This window comes from Enterococcus sp. NPDC086594, assembly GCF_044746145.1.
Taxonomy (GTDB): domain Bacteria; phylum Bacillota; class Bacilli; order Lactobacillales; family Enterococcaceae; genus Enterococcus_D; species Enterococcus_D entomosocium.
The window spans coordinates 46,922-69,323 of the sequence record NZ_JBIVBP010000009.1; the positions used below are offsets into that span (position 1 = coordinate 46,922).

A 22,402-nucleotide genomic window follows, 5' to 3' on the forward strand; every position below is an offset into this window, starting at 1 on the left:
GTGATTGCTTGTCGACACCAATGGAGGAAATAAGCGGAGCTTGTCGGGATGTTTTGTTTTTTTATTACGAAGGAATATACACCGAGAAGGCTGTATGGTTAAATGGAGGGAGAAACGTCAAAACGCCCGATGGGTCGTTGAGTATTTATAGCGACCAACGATCGCTTTTCTTATGACTAAAATCACAATAAGCGAGTGGGTGTTGCGCAGTTATGACGAATGAGAGAGGAGAGCTTCTTGAACAAAAAAATACAGTCTTTTACATTGCCTTTGATTGCTTCCAATTTGTTTCAAATCATTATTGCACAAGTTTCCTTAGCGATTATTTCAAGAAGATCCACGGAAGCGCTGGCGGCGATCGCACTGATCGACGGGTTTCTCTATGCTTTTGCGGGTATCTTAGGTGCGATTGGGCTGGCTTTTAATATTTATGGCGCAAAGGCAGTCGGGCAAAGAGAAGAGACGAAGTTAAATGATTATCTGTCGTCGGTTCTTTTTCTAGTAGTCGCGATCGGTGTGAGCTTTTTGCTGATTTTCCTGCTTTTTGGACGAGACATTTTACAGCTTGTTTACGGATTTAGCGGGGAGCTGCTAGGAACTGCGACGTTGTATCTTGCAATCATGTCCCCCTATATTTTACTTACGTTAGTCACGTTTGTTTTTACTAGCCTTTTAAAAATTGAAAAGAAAACGAACTACATCCTCGGTGTTTCGATCATTAGTGCGTTGGTACAGGTGTTGCTTAGCTATTTATTGATCAACGGCAATCTCGGTTTTCCCGCCATGGGGGTCTTAGGCAGTGGCATCGCAAATATGCTTGCGACTTTGTGCTTGCTGGGGATTTATGGGGTTCTTTTAAGAGAAAGTCTAGCAAGAGGGCTAAAACAAAGACCACGAAAACGCGCCTTTTTATTGAAAAAATCGATCCCCTTAATGATTCAGGAATGCTTTGAAGGCTTAGTCTTTATTATTGCTTTTGAAGCTTTCGTCTCACGGTTGGGTGTTAGTACGCTGGCCGCCTATGCGATCGGCAGCCAAGGATTGATGATCGCACGGTTGCCTGCTTTGATGTATGGCAACGCAGTGACCGTCTTTGCGAGTGAGGCGAATGGTCAGAAAAATCGTCAGAAGATTTTAGCAGTGGGAAAAAGTGCCTTCGCTTCTTCTTTCGTGGCTTATGTTGGAATCGCCAGTCTGATCTGGGGCTTTCGTTCTGCTTTTTTCCAGTTGTTTACTACAGATGTAGCTGTTTTAGACTTGTTGCCAGCTATTTTGCCAATCATGCTGGGGATAATGCTCGTCAGTCCGTTATATGAAATCACAAAATACTTATTACAAAGTTTGGAGTGCAGTCGCATGGTTTGTCTGTTGACAGGATGCGTCAACAGTCTGGTTTTAATGGGAATCACAGGCTTTTGGAGCAGTGGGCAGCTGAACTTTTTCTTCCTCTACTGTCTATACGGTTTGAATTTCCTGATTCTCGGCAGTTTCTTTGCAGGGCTGTTTTATTGGACGATCAAGCAGCGTTATCCTCAAGGCAAAGGACGCCTTTGAGGGGGATAGAAAAAAGCGAAGGTGCTGCTGATCCTTCGCTTTTTCGTCGCCTACAATTGGACAGGGGAGATTAATTGTGGCTGACTTCTTCGTAAAAGATAGCATTGCGTTCTGCAATCAGTTGGGTTTCCCTTCGCTCTAATTCGAGAAAGGTTTCGTCTGCCAGCAATTCGGCAGCAGAGTAGCCGGCCGCCAAGAAGTTTTCTGCATAGGTCAATTTCTGATTCGTGATGTTTCTTCGTTGCTCGGCAATGACGAGCAGCTGTTTCACATTCATACACTCACTCCATTCTTTTATAAAAAGCAAGTACTAAAAGAGGACAGCTAATAATACTTGCAAGTCAACGTTGAAGGCGGGATATCAATCATGCTCGGCTATTCATAAATAAGAGAAATACGGTAGGTTCGTTTCTGATTGGTCGTTTTATACGGAAGCTTTGTACTAAGTATAAAAAAATTTCCCCCGTAGCAACAGAACCTAGTCGTTTACATAAAGCAACGATTGGTTTACATTACTCGGACAAGCGGGTGTTACAAGAAAAACAAGTAATTTTTCCTAGGGGAACGGCGGGATTTGACGACAAAAAAACCTGCGATCGCCTCAGGCGGATAGCAGGTTTCACGGGCTAGTAGAAATAGCTTAAACGGTTTGTTTTGCTGGGCGCAGCAAGACTTCGCTGATCGCCACATGTTTGGGCTGTTGAATGGCATAAACCACTGCATTTGCTACATCTTCTGGCGTTAGGCTGTTGCCTTCTACGCGAGAGGTTTCTTTCAAGGCTGCTTCTAGTTGAGCATTACCTACGGTTTCAAACAATTCCGTGGAGACCATTCCCGGAGAGACGATGGTGGAGCGAATGCCATGTTCACGTTCTTCTTGGCGCAAGCCTTCCATGATTGCACGAACTGCAAACTTTGTCCCGTTGTACACGGCAGATCCCGGGTAAATGACATGTCCAGCAACTGAGTCAGTGGCGATGATCAAGCCATCTTGTTGTTTTTGCATGATGGGCAGCACAGCGCCGATCCCGTTCAATACCCCCATGATATTGATATCCAGCATTTTTTGCCAGCTGTCATAGTTCAACTCTGCCAAGTTTCCTTGAGGCATGATACCAGCATTATTGAAAAGGACATCAATACGACCAAAGGAGGTCATGGCTAAATCAATGACTTGTTGGACTTGTTCGCGATTCGTGACATCGGCTGTTTGATACAAAACATTTTCTCCTAGTTTTTCAGCCAGGGCTTTAATGCGCTCTTCGCGGCGGGCTGCGATTACTACTTTTGCCCCTTGTTCGGCTAGCTTAACGGCGGTTGCTTCCCCAATTCCCGAAGAGGCTCCCATAATTACGATAACTTTTTCTTTGATTTCTGTCATTTGTATTTCCTCCAGTGAATGATTTTTTCATCGAATCCTGCTGCTGCCAAACCCAAACCTGCGAGATGACGGGTGATTGACAGTACAGTGCTTGCGGTGTATTTTTATTGTAGAACCTGAAGTTAGGTTTAGGTCAAGGGAGAAACAAAATTTTTTTTAGGAGCGATGCAAGTGAGTTACTCGATTGGTGAAGTATCAAAAACGACTAACATCCCCATCTCGACACTACGTTACTACGATCGAGAAGGAATGTTTCCGAATATGGCCCGTAGCAATGGCGGCATTCGGGTGTTTTCAGAAAAAGAAGTAGCGACGATCAAAGTGATCGATTGTTTGAAGAATACCGGCATGCCCATCAAAGACATCAAGAATTTCTTGGATTGGGGCGAAGAAGGCGATGCGTCTTTGCAGAAACGACAGCAGCTGTTTCATGAACGTTTGGAAGAAGTCACCAAGCAAATGGCAGCCTTGCAAGAAACGATGAATACGATCAAATACAAATGCTGGTACTACGATACAGCGATGGCAGCAGGTACCGAGGCGGTAGTAAAAGAGTTGCCGCTAGAAGAAATACCAGAAGAAGTCCGATCATACAAACTGTAAGTCCATCGAAAAACCACCTGCTGTTTTTGCAGGTGGTTTTTCGATTCTACTGGTTTTGCTGGGAAAATCAACCTTGCCAGTTGCCGTTTTCTAATGAAAGACTGACAATCCTACGAAAATAGGCTCTGTTATTCAGTAGCGCTACTCAATAACCCCCACTGGAATCAAATAGCGGGGTTCATTTTCCGTCGGCAGTTGTAATAATTCTTTGAGTTCATGATCCGTGAAGGCGCCGATCGGCACAGCGCCTAAGCCTAACGCTTGGGCTTGTAAAAGGACGTTTTGGGCGGAATGACCGACTTCGATATAGGCATAGCGTTCGATTCCTCGGTCCCCATAGCGCTCAATCAGTCGTTCATAAACCACTGTATAAAGCAATGTGGCAGGTGCCCGTTGGATCGCTTGCTGATCCAACGAACCTTCCGCCAATGCGGTCCGAAAATCACCAGCAAGGATTTTTTCTAAGGCATGTTGCTCAGGTTGATACAGATAAAGCCCTGGCTCAAGCCCCGTTACCTGTGTGACCACGACATAGAGGTCTAAGGGATACAAGGCACCAGCCGAAGGCGCTGTCCGGCGACCATCTTCTGTAGTGACACCGGCAGCGGCCCATAAAAGCTGTGCCAGCTGTTCTTGTGTTAGCTCAGTGTCTTGAAAATCTCGTTGCGAGCGCCGCTCGAAGAGAGCTTCCGCCACACTGGTTTCCCCGTCTAAGATCGGTTGCGGCAGTGGAAAGGTTTCATAGGAAACCGCAGGTTCAGAAGAAGTGGCGGTGTTGGTAGTCGGTTGTTCTTCAATCGGTGCTGTATCCGCACTGCAGCCAGTGAGGAGTAAGCCCAGCATCCAAAGAGCGCCTAAATGAGCAAAGCGAAATCGTTGGTAACGGGTCATGAGGGTTCCTCCTTTTCCTAAGGACTTCGTGTTATTTATAAGTATAACAAGGATTGCTTTTTCATGCGCTTTTATTCACAAGTAGATAATTAGGGAGGTAAGCAGTCTCTCAGTCGTATCATAGGCTGATTGTGCTTTTTAATATTTTCTAAAGACCTAGATAATGAGTAGTATCGTATTAACTTGCTATGAATATTTTTTATGAAATCCAAACCGACTGCAATCAAACGTAAGAGAAAAAAAGGCCATACAAAAACCCTCCAGCAACGAATTGCTGGAGGGCTTCATTTAATTCGCAGCTGCCAATGACGCTTGGTTTTGTTTGGCATGGTAGGCTTCTACGTCTAAGATTGCTTGTTTGAACATTTCTCGCGTGATCTCATAAGGCACGTGGACGATATCATTGGTGGTCATTGCTTTATCTAAGATTGCCTCAAGGTCGCTGGTGGCGTTAAGACCCATATCTGCTAAGCAAACCGGCAGTTTGTTTTCCTTCATAAAGGCGTAGATGCGCTGGAAGAGGGCCTCTTGCTGATCGAGCTGCAACAAGGCCAAAACACCGTAACTAACGGAAGCACCATGCAAATAGTCTTCCATTTTTTCCAAAACGGTCGTTCCGTAGTAAAAGGAATGGGCAAGGGCGGAGTTGTAATCATTGATGACTAAGACGGAAACTAAGCCGGTAGTCACGATGATATCCAAGACGACTTGCTCAATGGCATAAGATGGCTGATTGGCGGCACTGTCTTTCAAGGCTTGTGTGCCGTATTGCAATAAGCGTTCCGTGCACATTTTGCCGATTTGGATGCCTAACCCATCGGTGTAGTCTAACTCATCGCCCCGCGCTGAAAACGTCGATTCGATCTCTTTGGAGAGGGCATCGCCGATTCCTGCCCATAAGTACTTGTCGGGGGCCTGGGCGATGATCTCACTGTCGATAAAGGCATGGGTCGGTGGTTGCGAAGGGAAAAACAGCCCTTGCATCTCGCCGTTTTCTTTATAGATGACACAGACCGCGGTGACTGGTGAGCAGTTGGAGCCGATCGTTGGAAAGGTGAAGACTGGTTTGCCTGCTTTTTCTCCAACCACTTTGACGGTATCGCAAACGCGGCCGCCGCCAACGGCGAATAGAACATCGGCGGCTTGGACGCTTGGATTGGCTAACAGCTGATCGACGTTTTCATAGGTCGAGTTGCCGCCGTACCACAAGGTATCCGTCACTTTGACTGCTGACGTTAAACCGGCTTTGATCTTGTCTTCGGCTTTTTCAAGGGCGGTTTTTCCGCCGATGATCACGGCATTGGTGCCGTATGGTTTTACGATCTCATTTACTTTTTCGTAGGCGTCCGCCCCGATTGTGTAGTTTGGCAAAAAGATACTTTGACTCATACTGTTTTCCTTCTTTCTTGGCCACGAGATTGGCTAAAATTGGTCCGGTAATTTGATGGATCACCATGCCGACTGCGGCAGGGGTAACGGCTGCAGCAATGGCGGCAAAGTGGGCATTGGCTAACGAGATCGCTAGGCCGGTATTTTTCATTCCTAATTGAAACATGATGGATTTGGCTTGGGTGGCACTGACGCCCATCACACGGCTCAGACCATAGCCTGCACCGTAGCCGATCAAGTTATGGAGCAAGACTAAGAAAATCACGATCAAGCCAGATTGGACGATGACGGCACCGTTGCGAGCGACAGTTCCGGCAACGATCAATAAGATACTAACGGAAGAAATCAACACAAATGATTGCAGAAATCGCTCGATGTGCTTGGCAATGAGTTTGTGGACGATCACCCCTAAAATGATCGGCAAAAGCACCATCTGCAATACAGACAAGAGCATTTCCCAGAAGGAGATCTCAGTATACTGACCAGCCAAGATGTAAACCAAAAAGGGGGTAACGACGGTCGCTAACAAGGTCGATACCGTGGTCATGGAAACGGTGAGGGCGACATCGCCTTTGCCGATAAAGGTCATGACATTGCTGGCGGTTCCACCAGAAACGCAACCTAGTAGGACAAACCCGATGATCAAACCGGAAGAAAGACCAAACAGCTGCGCTAAGCCGTAAGCAACCAAAGGACTGATGGTGAACTGGAAAAGCACTCCTAAGATGAATGCTTTAGGCTGTAAGACGACCATTTTAAAAGCAGCAACGTTTAAAGTCATCCCCATACAAAACATGATGATGCTCAGAAGAATCGTTGTACGAGGCGGAATCCATAAGAAGGGTTGCGGGAAAAAATAAGAGACGATCATCAATAAAATCATGATATAGATCAAATACTTGTTTACAAAAGCAGCGATCGTGTTGACGGTTTTCATAAGAAAAAATCATCCTTCCTTTTTCTGCATGACCAATCAAGTGTTCAAACAGAAGGGGTCTTTAGAATAAGTGCAGTGCATAACCGTGGGGAATCGGCAGCAGTTGTTCAACGAGCGTTTTCGGATCTATCTGACATCAATGTGTCAGCCTGCAAAAGGCCGCTTCCTTGAAAATGGGTATAAAAAAACACTCCATCTCAAGAAGTTGATCTTCTTTTTGGATGCAATGTGAATAGGGACTCTTTGAATGTATAAATCAAACAGTCCCGGCTATAATAATAAAATAATTCGTTTGCTAACATTGGTGCGGGTCATATACGCCACCGTCCTTTTCTTTATTTGGAATTTTCTAAATATTTAAATTATTTCTACCTAGTCTACAAAAGAGTCAAGGCTTTGTCAATCGTTTGAGAAAATTTTTTTCATTTTTTTGGGTGTTTTTTTAAAAACATGGGTTTCTATGGGGAAAAATAGCAAGAATTGGTTTGTGCTGTGCCTTTTTCTCCTTCGTTTAGAAACAGAATAGTTGTTGGATCTAGGTTTTTGTCCTACGATGATACTAGCAAGAGTTGGAAAAAGAGTCGAGAGGAGTAAAGAAAATGAAGATTTTTGTCGTTGGTGCTACCGGACGGGTGGGCCAAAAATTGATCGCCTTTCTAGAAAAACAAGGACACATCGTTTATGCTGGTGCGCGCAGCAGTGAGAAAATCACAGAAACGGAGAATATCAAGCCCGTGTTCTTTGATTTACACACGGAACCGGAAGAGATGGCGGCCAAATTCGCAGATGCGGAAGCGGTATACTTCGTGGCGGGTTCCCGAGGCAAAGACTTGCTGCAATCTGATCTGTATGGTGCGGTCAAAGTGATGCAAGCCGCTGAATCAAAAGGAATCAAGCGCTACATCCACCTTAGCTCAGCCTATGCCTTAGAACCTGAACAGTGGCAAAGGGAAGGCATGGCGTCATTGATGGATTACACGATCGCCAAATTTTTCTCTGATCGCTGGCTGATCGACAATACCGCACTAGACTATACGATTTTGCAGCCGGGTGCGTTGAAAGAAACACCAGGATCTAGTTTGATCGAGATCAGTGAAACGACCTCTGGTGCGATCCCGATCGAGGATGTCGCCGTCTTGTTAGGTGAAATGCTGGAACGTCCAGCAACTTATCAAAAAGTCATCAAAGTCCAAGCAGGAGAAACACCGATCAGCGAGGCACTGGATCAGCTTTAAGGCGTGCCTTTGGGCTTGAAGAGAATGTACTGAAGGAACTGCACGGCAGCGAATCGTTGTCGTGCGGCTTTTTTTTCGTAAAACTTTGAGATGCCCCTTCATTGCTATGAAAGCGATGACTCTTGACTTTGGAAAAATAGTTTGTTACGCTTATTGCTAACTTTAGAGGGGGTGGTAAACGAATGTCAAGCGACTCGAGTGACGGTGAGCAGAAACACTATTTTGACTTGCCTTACTTTTTAATTGAATAGGAGACCAACAACAGCGCGTTATTTAGGAGTAGTTTCTAAATAAGGGGCTTATTTGCGTTATCCATCAATGAAAAAAGAAAAGGAAGAAGAATAAATGAATAAAAAAGAGTTTCAATTATCAGTGTCAGAAACAATCGAACAGTATCAGGTGCCCTCTATCGATCAGGGATTGACTGAGGCGCAAGTAACCGAGCGGTTAGAAACCTACGGATTGAACCAATTAGCGATTAAAAAAACCGCCAAGTGGCGGTTGCTGCTGCGGCAATTCCATAACACGATCATCTACATTTTGATTTTCTCCGCCATCTTAACGCTGCTGATGGGGCATTTCTCTGATGCCGTGATCATTGGCATCGTCGTACTGGTCAATGCGTTGATCGGTTATTACCAAGAAGCAAATGCTTCCGATGCGTTAGAGCGGATCAAAGAGATGCTATCAGCAGAAGCCACGGTCTATCGGAATGGGATTCGGCAAGACATTCCAGCTGCCGAAGTCGTTCCGGGGGATGTTGTATTCTTAGAAGCCGGTGACAATGTGCCTGCGGATCTGCGGATCATCGAAGCCGACAACTTGCGTATCCAAGAATCCGCCTTGACTGGTGAAGCCGATTCGGTGGAAAAAATAACAGATGCCTTAGTGGATGAAGCAACCCCATTAGCAGAACAACGGAATTTGGCGTTTGCTTCGACTTCCGTGACGTCAGGAAGCGGGAAAGGAATCGTGATCGCTACCGGCGCCACGACTGAGATCGGGAAAATCTCCACAGAAGTCAATCAAACGGAAGAACGAAAAACGCCGTTGATGAAAGAAATCGATGGGCTGGGGAAAGGCATCACCTATGTGATCATGGGCGTGGCGGTCTTGCTGTTTATCGTCAGTTTGTTCCAGCAAACCTACGCGATCTCTGTCTTGTCCTTAGCCGTCGTCACCATGATCGTCGGCTCGATCCCAGAAGGATTGCCAGCAACGACATCGGTGGTTTTGGCGATGGGTGTCAGCGACATGGCAAAAAACAAGCACACCATCATCAAAACACTGCCGGCGGTTGAAACGCTAGGCTCAGTGGATGTGATCGCGACGGATAAGACCGGTACCCTGACCAAAAATGAAATGACGGTCAAAGACATCGTATTGGCTGAGCAGGAATATGAAGTGACGGGTGACGGCTATGCGCCGGTGGGCGTGATTCGTCCAAAGCAGGAGGACGTTCGCACGCAAGACATCTTGCAGTTGTTTTTGGAAGCTGGCTACGAAGCCAACGATACGGTATTGGTGCCAGAAGGAAATCACTGGACGATCAATGGGGAACCAACAGACGGCTCCTTTTTGACGCTGTATCATAAGCAATTTGCCTATCCGCAAGCACCTGCTTACCAAGAGCTGGATATGCTGCCCTTTGATTCGGACAACCGCTACATGGCGAAACTAGTGGCAAACCCTGCGGGGGAACGCTTGCTATTTGTTAAAGGCTCCCCAGATAAATTGTTTGAAATGGTGCAAAAACAAGCGGCACCTTCTAATGAAGCCTATTGGACAGGTCATGTTCGCCGCTTGTCGGCAGAAGGCAAACGAGTGGTAGCGGTGGGCTATCAGAAAGTTTCGATTGATCACATTGATGAAACGATTTTTGAGCAAGGGCTACAATTACTAGGGATCGCCGGGATCATCGATCCGCCGCGAGAAGAAGTGATTGCCTCCCTGAAGGAAATGAACCAAGCCGGTGTTCAAGTGAAAATGATTACTGGGGATCACCCTCTGACCGCCAAAGCGATTGGGGAAAAGCTTGGCTTAGCGGATGAGATTCACGTCGTGACAGGTGCCGAGTTGGATCAGATGAGTGAAGCTGAATTTCAAGATGCTGCCTTGACGAATCAAGTCTTTGCACGAACCACGCCGAAAAATAAATTGGACATTATCAAAGCGCTACAAGCCAAAGGCAAAGTCACGGCGATGACAGGGGACGGCGTTAACGATGCCCCGGCGTTGAAGCGGGCGGATATCGGTGTAGCGATGGGGATCAGCGGCACGGATGTAGCCAAAGATTCTGCTGATATGATCTTGACCGATGACAATTTCGGTACCATGTCCTTAGCGATTCGCGAAGGACGCAGGATCTATGACAACATCAAAAAGAGCATTCTGTTTCTGTTGCCGACATCTTTTGCCGAAGGGCTGATCATTGCCTTTACGATCATGATGCAAAAAGAATTGCCGCTGCAGGCGACACAACTGCTGTGGATCAACATGGTTTCTGCTATTACGATCCAGTTTGCGTTTATCTTTGAACCAGCAGAGTCTGGGATCATGAGCCGCAAGCCGCGAAAGACAGGCAATAAATTGTTGAATCGTCACGATATTTGGCAGATGGCGTATGTGTCGATCTTGATGGCAGTCATCAGTTTGATCGCTCATGACTGGCTCTTGCTGCAAGGCGTCAGCGAAGCCGTTGCCAGTACCATGATGGTCAATATCGTGGTCTTGAGTAAGATTTTCTATTTGTTCAACATCCGTACCAGTGCACCAGCGTTTTCTAAAGCTTCCTTCACCAATCCAAAAGCGTTCGTGATCATTGGTGTAATGCTGGTTCTGCAACTGTTATTGACCTATGTTCCATTTATGCAAAGCGCCTTTCATACGGAGGACATGTCCTTGATCGGCTGGGTCATCTCAGCAGCTTCTGGGATGGTCGTCTTACTCGTGACGGAGTTCGATAAATGGCTTCGTTCGAGAAAAAATATTTAACCTAGGTTTTCTCGTATTTTTTTACAGGCAAAATCGCCTTGCTGCAGCTTAGGAAAATGGCGGAACGACAAGGGATTTCTGCTGTCGCTTCTTTGGGATTGCCAAAAGAAAAAGCCAAGAGGAATTCCTATTGGCTTGTAATCAGGCCTATTGACAAACAAAAATGGTCGGGCTAAAATGCACATGAATTGAATAGTATTCTTCGGGGCAGGGTGTAATTCCCGACCGACGGTGACAAGTACAATGCTTGAAGTCCGTGACCCGCATAGCTATGCGGTGGAGCCAGTGTGAATCTGGCACCGACAGTGAAAGTCTGGATGGGAGAAGAAAAACCACAAAATTTCAAGGGGCGCAGTGCGTCTAAAATTGATTTTTTGCCGGTCTTGTTTGTCTATGCCTCGTGAGATTCTCACGAGGCATTTTTTTATTGAAAGGAGGAAGGAAGATGCATAACGAATACATGCGTTTGGCGATCGCAGAAGCCAAAAAAGGGCGTTACCAAACCTTTACCAATCCGCTAGTGGGCGCTGTGATCGTCAAAGAGCAACGGGTCATTGCCAAAGGGGCTCACTTAGTCTATGGGCAGCCCCATGCGGAACGAAACGCCATCGAACAATGCCATTCCTCCGAAGACCTAATCAATTCGACTTTATACGTGACGTTAGAACCTTGCAACCATCAAGGAAAACAGCCGCCTTGCACCCAGCTGATCATCGACAGCGGCATCAAAAAAGTAGTCGTCGGCCAGTTAGACCCTAACCCGATCGTGGCTGGACAAGGCAAGCGCTTTTTAGAAAATCAGGGCATCGAAGTGTTGGTGGGTATCGAAGAAACAGAAGTGCGCCGTTTGAATCCACACTATAATTTTTACCATCAGCATCAGCTACCTTACGTGGCATTGAAGCAAGCGATCACTTTAGATGGTCGGATCGCTCATGATGCGCAGACCCGCAATGCGATCACTGGTTCAGCGGTTTGGCAAAACGTTCATCAAGAACGTGGGGACTACCAAGGGATCTTAGTGGGCAGTCAGACGGTGTTGACAGATGATCCCACCTTATTGACCACGATTGAAACCAGCTTTCCGCCGATTCGCATCGTGGTAGACCGTCGGGGACGAACGCTGTCGCAACCCCAATTGGCACTGTTTGCCGACGATTCGGCACCTGTGTGGATTTTTACGCAGCAGGCAGCTGTCAGTGATTTGCCAGCGCATGTCTCAGTGATCCAGCTGGAAGAGTTGACGATCGCTGCATTGTTGAAGGAGCTTGCCACACGACAGGTCCAATCGCTTTACGTGGAGGGAGGCGCTGCGATCCATGATGCCTTTTTAGCCAGCGGACTGTGGCAAGAAAGCATTACCTATGTGGCGCCAAAGTTTCTTGGGGGCAATAGTCTCGCAAGTTTTACTAGTGAACGTACCCCGAAACAGCTGCAGCAGCTAACAGAGGTGACGGTGACAGCAGTTGGGGAAGATGTTTGCATCCGAGGAAGGAGACAAGAGGAATGTTCACAGGATTGATTCAGGAAAAAGGCCGCATCAAAGAGATCCGCAAGCAAAGCCGCACGATCCAGCTAACCTGCAGTGCGTCGGAAGGCTTGCTGGCGGATTACCAGATTGGAGACAGTATGGCGATCAATGGTACGTGTTTGACGGCGATCGCCAAACAAACGACGACGTTTACGGTGGATATCATGCCGGAAACCTTTCAACGAACGACCTTTAAACAACTCTCGGTAGGTGCCGAAGTCAATTTGGAGCGAGCGATGGCAGCAACGCAGCGCTTTGAAGGCCACTTTGTCGCTGGCCACATTGATGTAACGACCCGTTTGATCCAGAAAAAGCAGTTGGAAAATGCCTTGATCTTGACGTTTGCTTATCCTGTCAGTGTGCAAGGGGAAATCATTCCGCAAGGGTCGATTGCGATCAATGGCGTCAGTTTGACGGTTACCCAGACGACGGCACAGGCATTTTCCGTTAGCTTGATCCCCCATTCCAAAGACCAGACGACGCTGGGGCAGTTGAAACAAGGGGAGTGGGTCAATATCGAGACGGATATGATCGGGAAATATGTCAAATACCAACGAAAATGAAAGAAGGCAGACGATGCATAAAGTAGAACAAGCAGTGGAATGGTTAAAAAAGGGCGGCTTAGTGATTGTCGCCGATGATGAAAATCGGGAATCAGAAGGAGATTTGATTGGGATCGCTGAATACGCAACGCCAGAATCTGTCAATTTTATGGCGACTTATGGCCGCGGCTTGATCTGTGCACCCATCTCACAAGCGATCGCTGAAAAGCTGGCATTGCCTGAGATGACCGCCAATAATACGGATGCCTTTGGCACCGCGTTTACCATCAGTGTCGATCACGTGACGACGAGTACAGGAATTTCTGCGAAAGACCGGGCAGTGACGATTGAAAAGTTGGCTGATCCTGCGTCACAGGCTGCGGATTTTTATCGCCCTGGCCATATCTTCCCATTGACCGCTCAACCTGGCGGCGTGTTGGAACGCAGAGGACATACAGAAGCGGCTGTGGATTTAGCAAAGCTTGCTGGCAGCGTGGAAGCAGCCTACATTTGTGAGATTTTAAATGAAGATGGCACGATGGCTCGGGTCCCAGAATTGAAAAAATTAGCAGAAAAATGGCAGCTGCCGTTTTTGACCATTGATGAGTTGGCGGAATATCTACGAGGAACTGCACCTATCACGGTGGATCTGCCAACGGCTTATGGGGCGTTCCAATTGACCTTATTTGAAGATGAATTCGGCAATGAACACCTTTTACTAGCCAAAGGCGAGATTCAACATACTACCGAGCCGCTGTTACTACGGATCCATTCAGAGTGTTTAACAGGCGACGTCTTCGGCTCTCATCGCTGTGATTGTGGCGAACAGCTGCAAGAAGCGATGCGGCAGATCGAGGCAAAAGGCCGTGGTGCGATTTTGTATCTACGCCAAGAAGGCCGCGGTATTGGCTTGCGGAACAAGCTCCGTGCCTACCAGCTGCAGGAACAAGGCATGGATACGTATGAAGCAAATATTGCATTAGGGTTTGCAGCAGATGCCCGTCATTACACGTTTGCTGCCGATGTTTTACGTTCCTTAGAAGTGCAGGAGATTCAACTGATGACCAACAACCCTGACAAGGTGAAGGAATTAGAAAGCTTAGGGATCAAGGTAGTAGCACGGGTACCGCTGGAGATGCCTGTGCATAAAGAAAACAGCAGCTATTTGAAAACGAAGAAAGAAAAGTTTCACCATTACCTATCTATTTAATCAACCAAAGGAGAATGAGCGATGACAGTATTTGAAGGAACGTTTCAGGGAGAGGCAGTCAAAGTAGGGATCGTGGTTTCACGATTCAACGAGTTTATCACTTCCAAGTTAGTGGAAGGCGCCAAAGACAATTTGGTGCGTCATGGAGTCAAAGCAGAAAACATCGATGTGTATTGGGTACCAGGTGCTTATGAGATTCCGTATATTACCAAAAAAATCGTTGACCACAAACAATACGATGGGATCGTGACATTAGGTGCCTTGATTCGCGGAGCAACGACCCACTATGAATTGATCTCAAACGAAGTGGCGAAAGGCGTAGCCCAAATTGGTCTGAATGCCGACATTCCGATCATGTTTGGTGTATTGACGACTGAAACGATTGAACAAGCCGTTGAACGAGCGGGAACCAAAGCCGGCAATAAAGGCAGTGAAGCCGCTCAAGGTCTTTTGGAGATGATTTCGTTGAATCAGCAAATCCTTGGCAACGCATAGGTTTCACGTGCTAACAAAGGGAAGCTAGCAAGAACAAGCCTGCCTAAGCATAGGCTTCAGACTGGAGACAGACTTCGTACGAAATGAAGTCTGTCTTTTTTCATCATTAAAAAAACTGGATTATTTTGCCGAAGAATTTGCTTCTTCACGGGTACCGTGTTTTCGATAGGTCAATGGAAAGGAAAATGCCCAATCAATCACGAACATTAGAATAACTCTTATTTAAGGAAATTTTCAGAAAATTATTTACATTTCACAAAAGGTTCCTTATAATGACTCTATTCATTGAGAGTGATTCTCATTTGCAAATAGATGTCAAAGTAGCACATGGCTTTGGCGCTTTTCATGAGAAGAACTTTTATAAGCGAAAAAACGCACAGATGCTTCTTTTATGATGGCGGCGAGGCAACACTCAGGTTGTTTTTGCTGTGAAATCAGAGGAGTTCGTGCTGAATAAAGGAGAATCACATGTCGGTAGGGTTGATTAAATCAAATCGTTGGATGGTGTCGACAATCATTTGCTGTGTTTTAGTTGTCGCCATTCTCTTATCTGCAGGAGTTGCTTTGGCAAACGGACAAGCCAATATCACCCTTGGCGAAGTTTACCAAATTCTCTTCTATAAAATCAGCCACGGGTTGGTTGGTGATCTTTCAGGCATTTCAGACGCAAACATCAATATCGTCTGGTTTGTTCGGGCACCGCGGGTCTTGCTTTCTATTTTTGTGGGGATGGGGTTAGCGATCAGCGGGGCAGTGATGCAGGCAGTGGTCCAAAATCCGCTGGCAGATCCATATATCCTAGGGATCTCTTCCGGCGCATCCTTAGGGGCGACCTTTGCCATCTTAGTCGGTTTTGGCGGCTCGGCGCTAGTCTTGCAGCTGGGCTTATCGTTTGGCGCCTTTGCAGGAGCGGGGATTGCGACTATTTTGGTGCTGCTGCTTGCCAGTATCGGTGGGAAAATGACTTCCACAAAACTTGTGCTGTCGGGGACGATCGTCAGTGCCTTATGTAGCTCTGTTTCAAACTTGATCATCTATCTGGCTAGCAATGCAGAAGGGATGAAGACCGTAGCGTTTTGGTCGATGGGCAGCCTAGCCTCGGCTTCTTGGAACAAATTGGGCTTTATCGTGGTTCTGGTTTCTTTGATCACGCTGTTCTTCCTGACGCAATACCGTGTTTTGAATACGCTTTTGCTGGGGGATGAAGTTGCTTCCACCTTAGGGGTCAAGCTGACCTTCTATCGGCGTTTTTACATGCTGCTAGCAGCGCTATTAACTAGTATCATCGTTGCGAATTCTGGGATGATCGGCTTTGTCGGCTTGATCATTCCTCATATCGTACGTGGAGTCAGCGGCTCGGATCATCGCCTGTTGATGCCTTTGACCGCTTTGACAGGCGCGTTGTTTTTGATTTGGGCGGATGTGATCGCCCGCTCGACCCTGCAAGGAGTCGAACTGCCGATCGGGATCATTACAGCGCTGATTGGCGCACCGATCTTTATCTATATCATTGTCAAACGACAATACAACTTTGGGGGGTGACGAGATGAAATTGGCAGTTGAAAAGCTCAATCTGACGATCGGGGATCAGCAGATTCTAAAAGACATCTCCGTCCAAACCGCACAAGGGCAATTTGTCGGTTTGATTGGGTCTAATGGCAGTGGGAAGTCCACGTTGTTAAAAGCCATCTACAAAACGTTGAAACCAGACAGCGGCGAAATTTATCTGGGTGAGACGAATATTTTGAAAAGTTCCGAAAAAAAAGTCGCCCAGCAAGTCAGCGTCGTCAGTCAATTCAATGAGTTGAGCTTTGATTTAACAGTAGAACAGATGGTGCTTTTAGGCCGCACGCCCCACAAGGGGTTGTTGGAACAAGACACCAAAGCCGACCATGAACTGGTCACCGAAGCCTTAGCCAAAACAGGGCTAAGTGCCTACAGAAAACGCAGCTACCTCTCATTATCAGGAGGCGAAAAACAGCGGGTCGTCCTTGCTCGTGCCATCACCCAAGAACCGAAATTTATGATTCTCGATGAGCCGACCAATCATTTGGATATCCGTTACCAGCTGGAAATCTTAGAGACCGTCAAGCATCTGAAGATTGGCTTGTTGGCGGCGCTGCATAATTTGGAACAAGCAGCCAACTATTGCGACATTATCTATGCCTTAAAAGATGGTCGGGTCGTAGGGTATGGCGAACCAGAAACGCTGCTGACAGAAGAACTGATCGAAGAAATCTATGGCGTGAAATGCAGTATTTACCATCATCCGATCACAAGCGGATTAGGGTTTCATTATTATTTTGAAAAGGAGCAAACAGATGAATAAATGGGGAAAAATGATTGGGGTAGGATTGGCAGTCTTTACATTAAGCGCTTGCGGCAATACGAAGGATGAAGGAACTTCGGCTTCTTCCTCACAGGCAGAAAGTACGTATCCCTTAACCATCAGCAACTACACCAAAGCAGAAGGCGGCACGCAATGGACCGCCAAGGATCAAACCTTTAATGAGGCACCAAAAAAAGTCGTTGCCAACACACGACCAGCAGCGGAATTGCTGCTGCATCTCGGCCTCAAGGATCAGATTGCGGGTGTCGGTGCAACCTTTGGTGCCGCTGATGAGGAAGTTGCTGCTGATTACGCAGAACTCAACGACCTGGGCAGCGACTATATCAGTAAAGAAACAGCCTTAAGTGTGGATCCAGATTTGATTTTTGGCCGCGGGGGACTTTTCGATAACCAAGATTGGGGCGTCGGCACCGTTGATTCCTTGAACGAGATGGGCATTCCGACTTATGTCCAAGAAACCTCTGTCACTGGGGCGACGTTTGATTCTGTTTATCAAGACATTGAAAACCTTGGTAAGCTCTTCAATGTCCCTGAGGCAGCCGCTGCTTTTGAAAAAGAATTAAAGGATCGTCAGAGTGCCTTGGAAGAAAAAGTAGCAGACAAAGAAGAGCAAACCTTTGCCCATCTCTTTATGTCTGATCCTAGTGTTGTCAGTGTCTATGCCGCTCAAGATGAGTCTTTTTTCAATAGCAACTTTGATATGATCAAACTGAACAATGTGTTTCAAGACTATTCAGGGGAAGTCAGTGTCGAAACTTTGATCGAAACGGATCCCGATGTCTTGATCGTCGGCGACTGGTCAACGATCGAAGGCAGTGTTTCCGGCCAAGAAATCATTGAAGGCTTATACAAAAACGACAAACTCTCTAGCATGAAAGCCATCAAAAACAAACAAGTCTACAGCATGGACTACAATTATCTCTTTGGCTACGGCTACCAAGCCTTGACTGGTTTGGAAGAACTGGTAGAGCAAATGGCACAATAAACACCTCCTATTCCCATAAAAAGGAGAACCAACTTTTTATATAATAGAAGAAAATCAACGTTTCACTGGCCGATTGACCACAGAAACGTTGGTTTTTTGTATTTGGGAAAAGCAACCTTTGCCGCTGCCCGTTACGCAACAAGTAGCCCGTTAGCTGTTTTTTTCTGTCTCTTGGTTCATTTGATAGCGAGACAAAAGCTTTTCTTTGTGTTTTTGCATGATTGTTTCCAGAGAAATATCGTATTTATCGGCGAGAATAAATAAGTTATCCAGTACATCGCCCAATTCTTCCGTCAGATTTGCCAGTTTTTCTTCCGGCAAGCCTTCTTGTTCATCGGGACGGTCACGGCCAATCTCCAATGTCCGAATGGCACGGCTCACTTCCCCGACTTCTTCTGCTAAAAAATTCGCCCGAATAAACGGATCATATTGATACCAGTTGCGGGCTTTGTAGAAGTCACTGATAAATCGTTGATATTCCTCAATGTTCATAATTTTTTTTCCATCCTTTCCCAGAACCTTTATCAGAATCATGATATACTATTTCAAAATGATTGAGAAGGATGATGGAGAGTTTTATGAAAATTGCAGTCTATTGTGGTGCCAGTGTCGGTAATGAACCTAGTTTTGCAACAGCCGCCCAAGAATTGGGGCAGTGGATCGCTTCACGGCAAAATACGCTGGTCTATGGCGGCGGAAAAGCGGGCTTGATGGGCGTGCTGGCAGATGCTGTCTTAGAAAATGGCGGTCAGGTGATCGGGGTGATCCCAACCTTTTTAAAAGATCGGGAACTAGCACATCCTGGATTGACCGAACTCCATGTCGTCGAGACGATGTCAGAAAGAAAACGAAAAATGTTCGAATTGTCGCAGGCGTTTGTCGCACTGCCAGGTGGTCCCGGGACGCTGGAAGAAATCACGGAGATGATCTCGTGGTCAAGAATCGGTCAAAACCCGAATCCTTGTGCTTTTTATGATGTGAACAACTTTTACCGCGCAACGAGAGCCTTGTATGACAACATGGTGGAAAATGAGTTCTTGACGCAGGCCGATCGCGAAAAAATCGGTTTTGCGCAAACAACCCAGGAGCTGGAAGTCTTTATTCAAGCTTACGAACCACCAGTTATTCGGCAGTATTAAGCGTCTGTTGCAAAAGAGCAAGGCGAAGCACCGGCGGGTGTCGTCTTGCTCTTTTGCTTCTTTGACGCATTCTTAGTATAATGGGGTTTGTTTTGCAAGTGGGGTCATAAAATAAGATCCTTGGACAAAGAAATGGAGCGTAAATCATGACAACAAATTTTTGGGCTGAATTGCCGAAGCCTTTTTTTATTCTAGCACCAATGGAAGATGTCACCGATGTCGTTTTTCGGCATGTCGTTCAAGCTGCCGGCGCACCAGATGTTTTCTTTACGGAATTTACCAACTCCGATAGTTACTGTCATCCAGAAGGACGCGACAGTGTGCGGGGACGTTTAGTCTTCACCGAAGATGAGCAACCGATGGTAGCCCACATTTGGGGAGACAAGCCAGAGTATTTCCGTGAAATGAGTATCGGATTAGCCGAGATGGGCTTTAAAGGGATTGACTTAAATATGGGCTGTCCAGTGCCAAACGTTGCCGGACGAGGCAAAGGCAGCGGCTTAATCTTGCGACCAGAAGTTGCTGCTGAGCTGATCCAAGCAGCCAAAGCTGGCGGCTTGCCGGTCAGCGTCAAGACGCGTTTGGGCTATACCGAACTAGGGGAAATGGAAGCCTGGTTGACCCATGTCCTACAACAGGATATTGCCAACCTTTCGATCCATTTGCGAACCCGTAAAGAAATGAGCAAGGTCGATGCCCATTGGGAATTGATTCCTGAAGTGGTTGCCTTGCGGGATAGAATCGCCCCACAAACGAAGCTGACGATCAACGGCGATATCCCTGATCGTACCAAAGGTTTAGAGCTAGCAGAAAAATATGGCGTAGACGGAATCATGATCGGTCGGGGTATTTTCAAGAATCCCTATGCCTTTGAAAAAGAACCGAAAGAGCATACCTCAGAAGAGCTATTAGGCTTGCTACAGCTGCAATTAGACTTACAGGATCATTACGCCAAAATGGTGCCACGCTCGATCGCAGGATTGCATCGTTTCTTTAAAATCTATGTCAAAGGCTTCCCAGGAGCCAGTGATTTGCGAGCAAAATTGATGAATACCAAATCAACGGATGAAGTTCGGCAACTGCTGGCAGAGTTTGCGGAGAAAAAGAACCACGAGGAAAGTATTGAAGCGTAAGTTTCAATGCTTTTTTTGTTTTTGGTTGCTGTACCCGCTCTATTGTCAATCCTTACTTGACAATAGATAGGTACCTATGTAAAATGGAGAGCGGACTTTTAACTAGGTACCTATCTAAATAGTGAAGAGGCGAAAGGAGCTGAAGGTCGATGGTTTCCGAACAAGAAATCGTGGAACGATTGTTTGAAGTGTATAAATTAAATCGGCGGTATGCGGAACAAAAGTATGGACGCTTTATGCCGGGACGGGGGCAGTTCAATTGTTTGCTGGTATTGGACGAAAAAGGCACGTTGACCCAAAAAGATCTCGCCGCGTATTTAGCGATTCGTTCGACATCCACTGGCGAACTACTAAAGAAACTGGCTGAAAAAGGGCTGATCCAAAAAGAAGTCGATCCGAAAGATAAACGCAGCCATTTGATTTCGCTGACAGAAGCAGGCAAGGAAGAGGCACAGCGAATGAAAGAAAAACGCAGCAAGGCGCACCAAGAAATGTTGACCTATTTGACGGCAGAAGAAAAACAAGCCTTTGGTCAAGCCTTAGCAAAAATCGAACAGTTTTATCTTGAGAAGGAGGCGGACATTGATTGAGTGAAACAGTCCAACGAACGGAACGTCAGCGGACGCTGATTTTTATTAATTTAATGATTACATGTATTGCCGTATCCATGTTGGCGACCGCATTGACGACGGCTTTACCCGCCATCGTCAATGACTTGCAGATTTCCGTCACTACGGGCCAATGGCTGACTAGCGGGTATTCTTTGGCAATGGCGATCGTTATGCCCTTGACGGCATATCTTATGAATCGTGTGCCAACCAAGAAGCTCTATCTCGCTGCATTAGGAATCGCTCTGGTGGGTTTGCTGCTTTGTGCCACAGCACCCAATTTTCTAGTCATGATGCTTGCTCGTATTTTGCAGGCCGTAGGCAATGGAATCTTGACCGCGATGGCACAAGTGATCCTCTTATCGATCTATCCGATCAATCGCATCGGTGTCGTGATGGGCTGGTATGGACTCTCAATCACCGCGGCACCCGTGATCGCACCGACGATCGCCGGGCTGATCGTGGACCGGTTGAACTGGCATGCAATTTTTTATATCGTTGCCGTGATTGTTTTGATCTCATTGATTTGGGCCATAAAGGTTTTTGATGATGTGTTGCCAGTAAGCAACAGCAAATTTGATCAGACCTCTTTTGTTTTGAGTGCCTTCGCCTTTGGTGGGATTACTTTAGGCTTTGGCAATATCGGCAGCTATGGCTTTTTCAGCTTACCCGTTTTAGGAACCTTAGGGCTCGGTTTGGTAGCAGGGATCTTCTTTGTCTTCCGTCAGTTAAGAGCGGAAACTCCATTTTTGGATCTGCGGGTCTTAAAAACAAAAGAGTATGCCATCAGTGTCTTTGGCAGTATCATGCTTTACTTGGTCTTGATGGGTTCGGCGATGCTGATGCCGCTATACGTGCAGTCGATTTTAGGCAAATCAGCGACGATCTCGGGATTAGTCGTTTTGCCAGGCTCTCTGGTCTCGGCTTTCTTAAGTCCCGTGGCTGGGCGAATCTATGACAAAGTCGGCATCCGTCTGTTGACGCTTTTTGGCGGCGGCTCACTGGTCTTGAGCAACATCGGCATGTATTTTATCCATATGCACACGGGTATTTGGGTAGCAGTGGTTTTGAACATGCTGCGCTGTGCCGCCACAGGCTGTTTGTTGATGCCCTTCGTGACGTGGGGAAATAAAAATATTCCGCCGCAGTTGACGGCGCATGGAACAGCATTATTGACTTCTTTGCGAACGGTGGCAGGCGCTATCGGTACAGCATTATTTGTCGGGATCATGAATAGTGTGGCGCAAAACAGCACGACCTTAACGGGGACGAGTGCACTGCTTCATGGGATGAATGTTTCTTTCTTATTGATGACGATCGCTTCTGGTCTGCTGTTTGCAACGGGGCTATTTTTGATTCGAGATCAGAAACCAGAAGCCGTGTGGCTGGAAGGTGCGGAAGAACCGCTGGAATAAAGAGGGGCAC

At 46.7% G+C, this 22,402-nt stretch carries 21 protein-coding genes and 1 riboswitch; of the genes, 15 read left to right on the plus strand and 6 right to left on the minus strand.

What is annotated here, in order from left to right; all coding sequences use genetic code 11:
- The first annotated feature begins 237 nt into the window (after nt 1-237).
- On the plus strand, nt 238-1,554 hold the full coding sequence (locus ACIPK1_RS12880) for an MATE family efflux transporter (protein ID WP_086316650.1): 1,317 nt from the start codon (nt 238-240) through the stop codon (nt 1,552-1,554).
- Nucleotides 1,555-1,624: 70 nt separating this feature from the next.
- On the opposite strand, the gene ACIPK1_RS12885 is transcribed toward ACIPK1_RS12880, so the two are convergent.
- Both ACIPK1_RS12885 and ACIPK1_RS12890 read right to left on the minus strand, forming a co-directional pair.
- Complete coding sequence (locus tag ACIPK1_RS12885) at nt 1,625-1,831, minus strand: hypothetical protein (RefSeq protein WP_008380254.1); 207 nt, start codon at nt 1,829-1,831, stop codon at nt 1,625-1,627.
- Nucleotides 1,832-2,194: 363 nt separating this feature from the next.
- Nucleotides 2,195-2,935: an SDR family oxidoreductase gene (locus ACIPK1_RS12890; protein WP_008380252.1), complete on the minus strand. Its 741-nt coding sequence runs from the start codon at nt 2,933-2,935 to the stop codon at nt 2,195-2,197.
- A gap of 165 nt (nt 2,936-3,100) precedes the next feature.
- On the opposite strand from ACIPK1_RS12890, the gene ACIPK1_RS12895 reads away from it, so the two are divergent.
- The gene (locus ACIPK1_RS12895) at nt 3,101-3,538 is read left to right on the plus strand and encodes a MerR family transcriptional regulator (protein ID WP_086298802.1); all 438 of its coding nucleotides are present in this window, start codon (nt 3,101-3,103) and stop codon (nt 3,536-3,538) included.
- 141 nt (nt 3,539-3,679) lie between these two features.
- Here the strand turns inward: ACIPK1_RS12895 and ACIPK1_RS12900 are convergent, their stop codons facing one another.
- The 3 genes from ACIPK1_RS12900 to ACIPK1_RS12910 all read right to left on the minus strand — a co-directional run bounded on the left by ACIPK1_RS12900 (nt 3,680) and on the right by ACIPK1_RS12910 (nt 6,755).
- A complete protein-coding gene (locus ACIPK1_RS12900; protein ID WP_086298800.1) occupies nt 3,680-4,429 on the minus strand; it encodes a SagB/ThcOx family dehydrogenase in 750 nt (249 codons plus the stop codon).
- Between the two features lie 288 nt (nt 4,430-4,717).
- Nucleotides 4,718-5,818: an iron-containing alcohol dehydrogenase family protein gene (locus tag ACIPK1_RS12905; protein ID WP_005233244.1), complete on the minus strand. Its 1,101-nt coding sequence runs from the start codon at nt 5,816-5,818 to the stop codon at nt 4,718-4,720.
- Entirely contained in the window at nt 5,754-6,755 is a 1,002-nt protein-coding gene (locus tag ACIPK1_RS12910; protein ID WP_005233246.1) for a bile acid:sodium symporter family protein, read from the minus strand. Before ACIPK1_RS12910 ends, ACIPK1_RS12905 begins: the two co-directional genes overlap by 65 nt.
- 599 nt (nt 6,756-7,354) lie before the next feature.
- On the opposite strand from ACIPK1_RS12910, the gene ACIPK1_RS12915 reads away from it, so the two are divergent.
- The 9 genes from ACIPK1_RS12915 (at nt 7,355) to ACIPK1_RS12955 (ending at nt 18,097) form a co-directional block, all read left to right on the plus strand.
- Complete coding sequence (locus ACIPK1_RS12915; RefSeq protein WP_008380239.1) at nt 7,355-7,990, plus strand: NAD(P)H-binding protein; 636 nt, start codon at nt 7,355-7,357, stop codon at nt 7,988-7,990.
- A gap of 345 nt (nt 7,991-8,335) precedes the next feature.
- Complete coding sequence (locus tag ACIPK1_RS12920; RefSeq protein ID WP_086316648.1) at nt 8,336-10,984, plus strand: HAD-IC family P-type ATPase; 2,649 nt, start codon at nt 8,336-8,338, stop codon at nt 10,982-10,984.
- A 194-nt stretch (nt 10,985-11,178) separates the two neighbouring features.
- Nucleotides 11,179-11,317: riboswitch (FMN riboswitch) on the plus strand.
- A gap of 112 nt (nt 11,318-11,429) precedes the next feature.
- Nucleotides 11,430-12,506 carry a bifunctional diaminohydroxyphosphoribosylaminopyrimidine deaminase/5-amino-6-(5-phosphoribosylamino)uracil reductase RibD gene (gene ribD, locus ACIPK1_RS12925; RefSeq protein ID WP_086316647.1) on the plus strand — a complete coding sequence of 359 codons (1,077 nt, stop codon included), beginning with the start codon at nt 11,430-11,432 and terminating at the stop codon, nt 12,504-12,506.
- Entirely contained in the window at nt 12,491-13,078 is a 588-nt protein-coding gene (locus ACIPK1_RS12930) for a riboflavin synthase (protein ID WP_301389117.1), read from the plus strand. The genes ribD and ACIPK1_RS12930 overlap by 16 nt, the downstream gene beginning before the upstream one ends.
- A complete protein-coding gene (ribB, locus tag ACIPK1_RS12935) occupies nt 13,056-14,267 on the plus strand; it encodes a 3,4-dihydroxy-2-butanone-4-phosphate synthase (protein WP_400451085.1) in 1,212 nt (403 codons plus the stop codon). Before ACIPK1_RS12930 ends, ribB begins: the two co-directional genes overlap by 23 nt.
- A gap of 21 nt (nt 14,268-14,288) precedes the next feature.
- Nucleotides 14,289-14,762: a 6,7-dimethyl-8-ribityllumazine synthase gene (gene ribE / locus ACIPK1_RS12940; protein WP_005233264.1), complete on the plus strand. Its 474-nt coding sequence runs from the start codon at nt 14,289-14,291 to the stop codon at nt 14,760-14,762.
- Nucleotides 14,763-15,230: 468 nt separating this feature from the next.
- Complete coding sequence (locus ACIPK1_RS12945; protein ID WP_005233272.1) at nt 15,231-16,304, plus strand: iron ABC transporter permease; 1,074 nt, start codon at nt 15,231-15,233, stop codon at nt 16,302-16,304.
- 4 nt (nt 16,305-16,308) lie between these two features.
- Nucleotides 16,309-17,091, plus strand: coding sequence for an ABC transporter ATP-binding protein (locus ACIPK1_RS12950; RefSeq protein WP_005233273.1), 783 nt, complete (start codon nt 16,309-16,311; stop codon nt 17,089-17,091).
- Entirely contained in the window at nt 17,084-18,097 is a 1,014-nt protein-coding gene (locus tag ACIPK1_RS12955; protein ID WP_005233274.1) for an ABC transporter substrate-binding protein, read from the plus strand. Before ACIPK1_RS12950 ends, ACIPK1_RS12955 begins: the two co-directional genes overlap by 8 nt.
- 150 nt (nt 18,098-18,247) lie before the next feature.
- Here ACIPK1_RS12955 and ACIPK1_RS12960 read toward each other — a convergent pair whose 3' ends face one another.
- Nucleotides 18,248-18,589, minus strand: coding sequence for a MazG nucleotide pyrophosphohydrolase domain-containing protein (locus ACIPK1_RS12960; protein WP_034872892.1), 342 nt, complete (start codon nt 18,587-18,589; stop codon nt 18,248-18,250).
- Between the two features lie 86 nt (nt 18,590-18,675).
- Here ACIPK1_RS12960 and ACIPK1_RS12965 point away from each other — a divergent pair, with 86 nt between their 5' ends.
- The 4 genes from ACIPK1_RS12965 (at nt 18,676) to ACIPK1_RS12980 (ending at nt 22,392) form a co-directional block, all read left to right on the plus strand.
- Entirely contained in the window at nt 18,676-19,236 is a 561-nt protein-coding gene (locus ACIPK1_RS12965) for a TIGR00730 family Rossman fold protein (protein ID WP_008380221.1), read from the plus strand.
- Between the two features lie 146 nt (nt 19,237-19,382).
- Complete coding sequence (locus ACIPK1_RS12970) at nt 19,383-20,369, plus strand: tRNA-dihydrouridine synthase (protein WP_005230648.1); 987 nt, start codon at nt 19,383-19,385, stop codon at nt 20,367-20,369.
- Between the two features lie 149 nt (nt 20,370-20,518).
- A complete protein-coding gene (locus tag ACIPK1_RS12975) occupies nt 20,519-20,959 on the plus strand; it encodes a MarR family winged helix-turn-helix transcriptional regulator (RefSeq protein ID WP_301389110.1) in 441 nt (146 codons plus the stop codon).
- Nucleotides 20,956-22,392 carry an MDR family MFS transporter gene (locus ACIPK1_RS12980; RefSeq protein ID WP_301389108.1) on the plus strand — a complete coding sequence of 479 codons (1,437 nt, stop codon included), beginning with the start codon at nt 20,956-20,958 and terminating at the stop codon, nt 22,390-22,392. The genes ACIPK1_RS12975 and ACIPK1_RS12980 overlap by 4 nt, the downstream gene beginning before the upstream one ends.
- Nucleotides 22,393-22,402 lie beyond the last annotated feature (10 nt).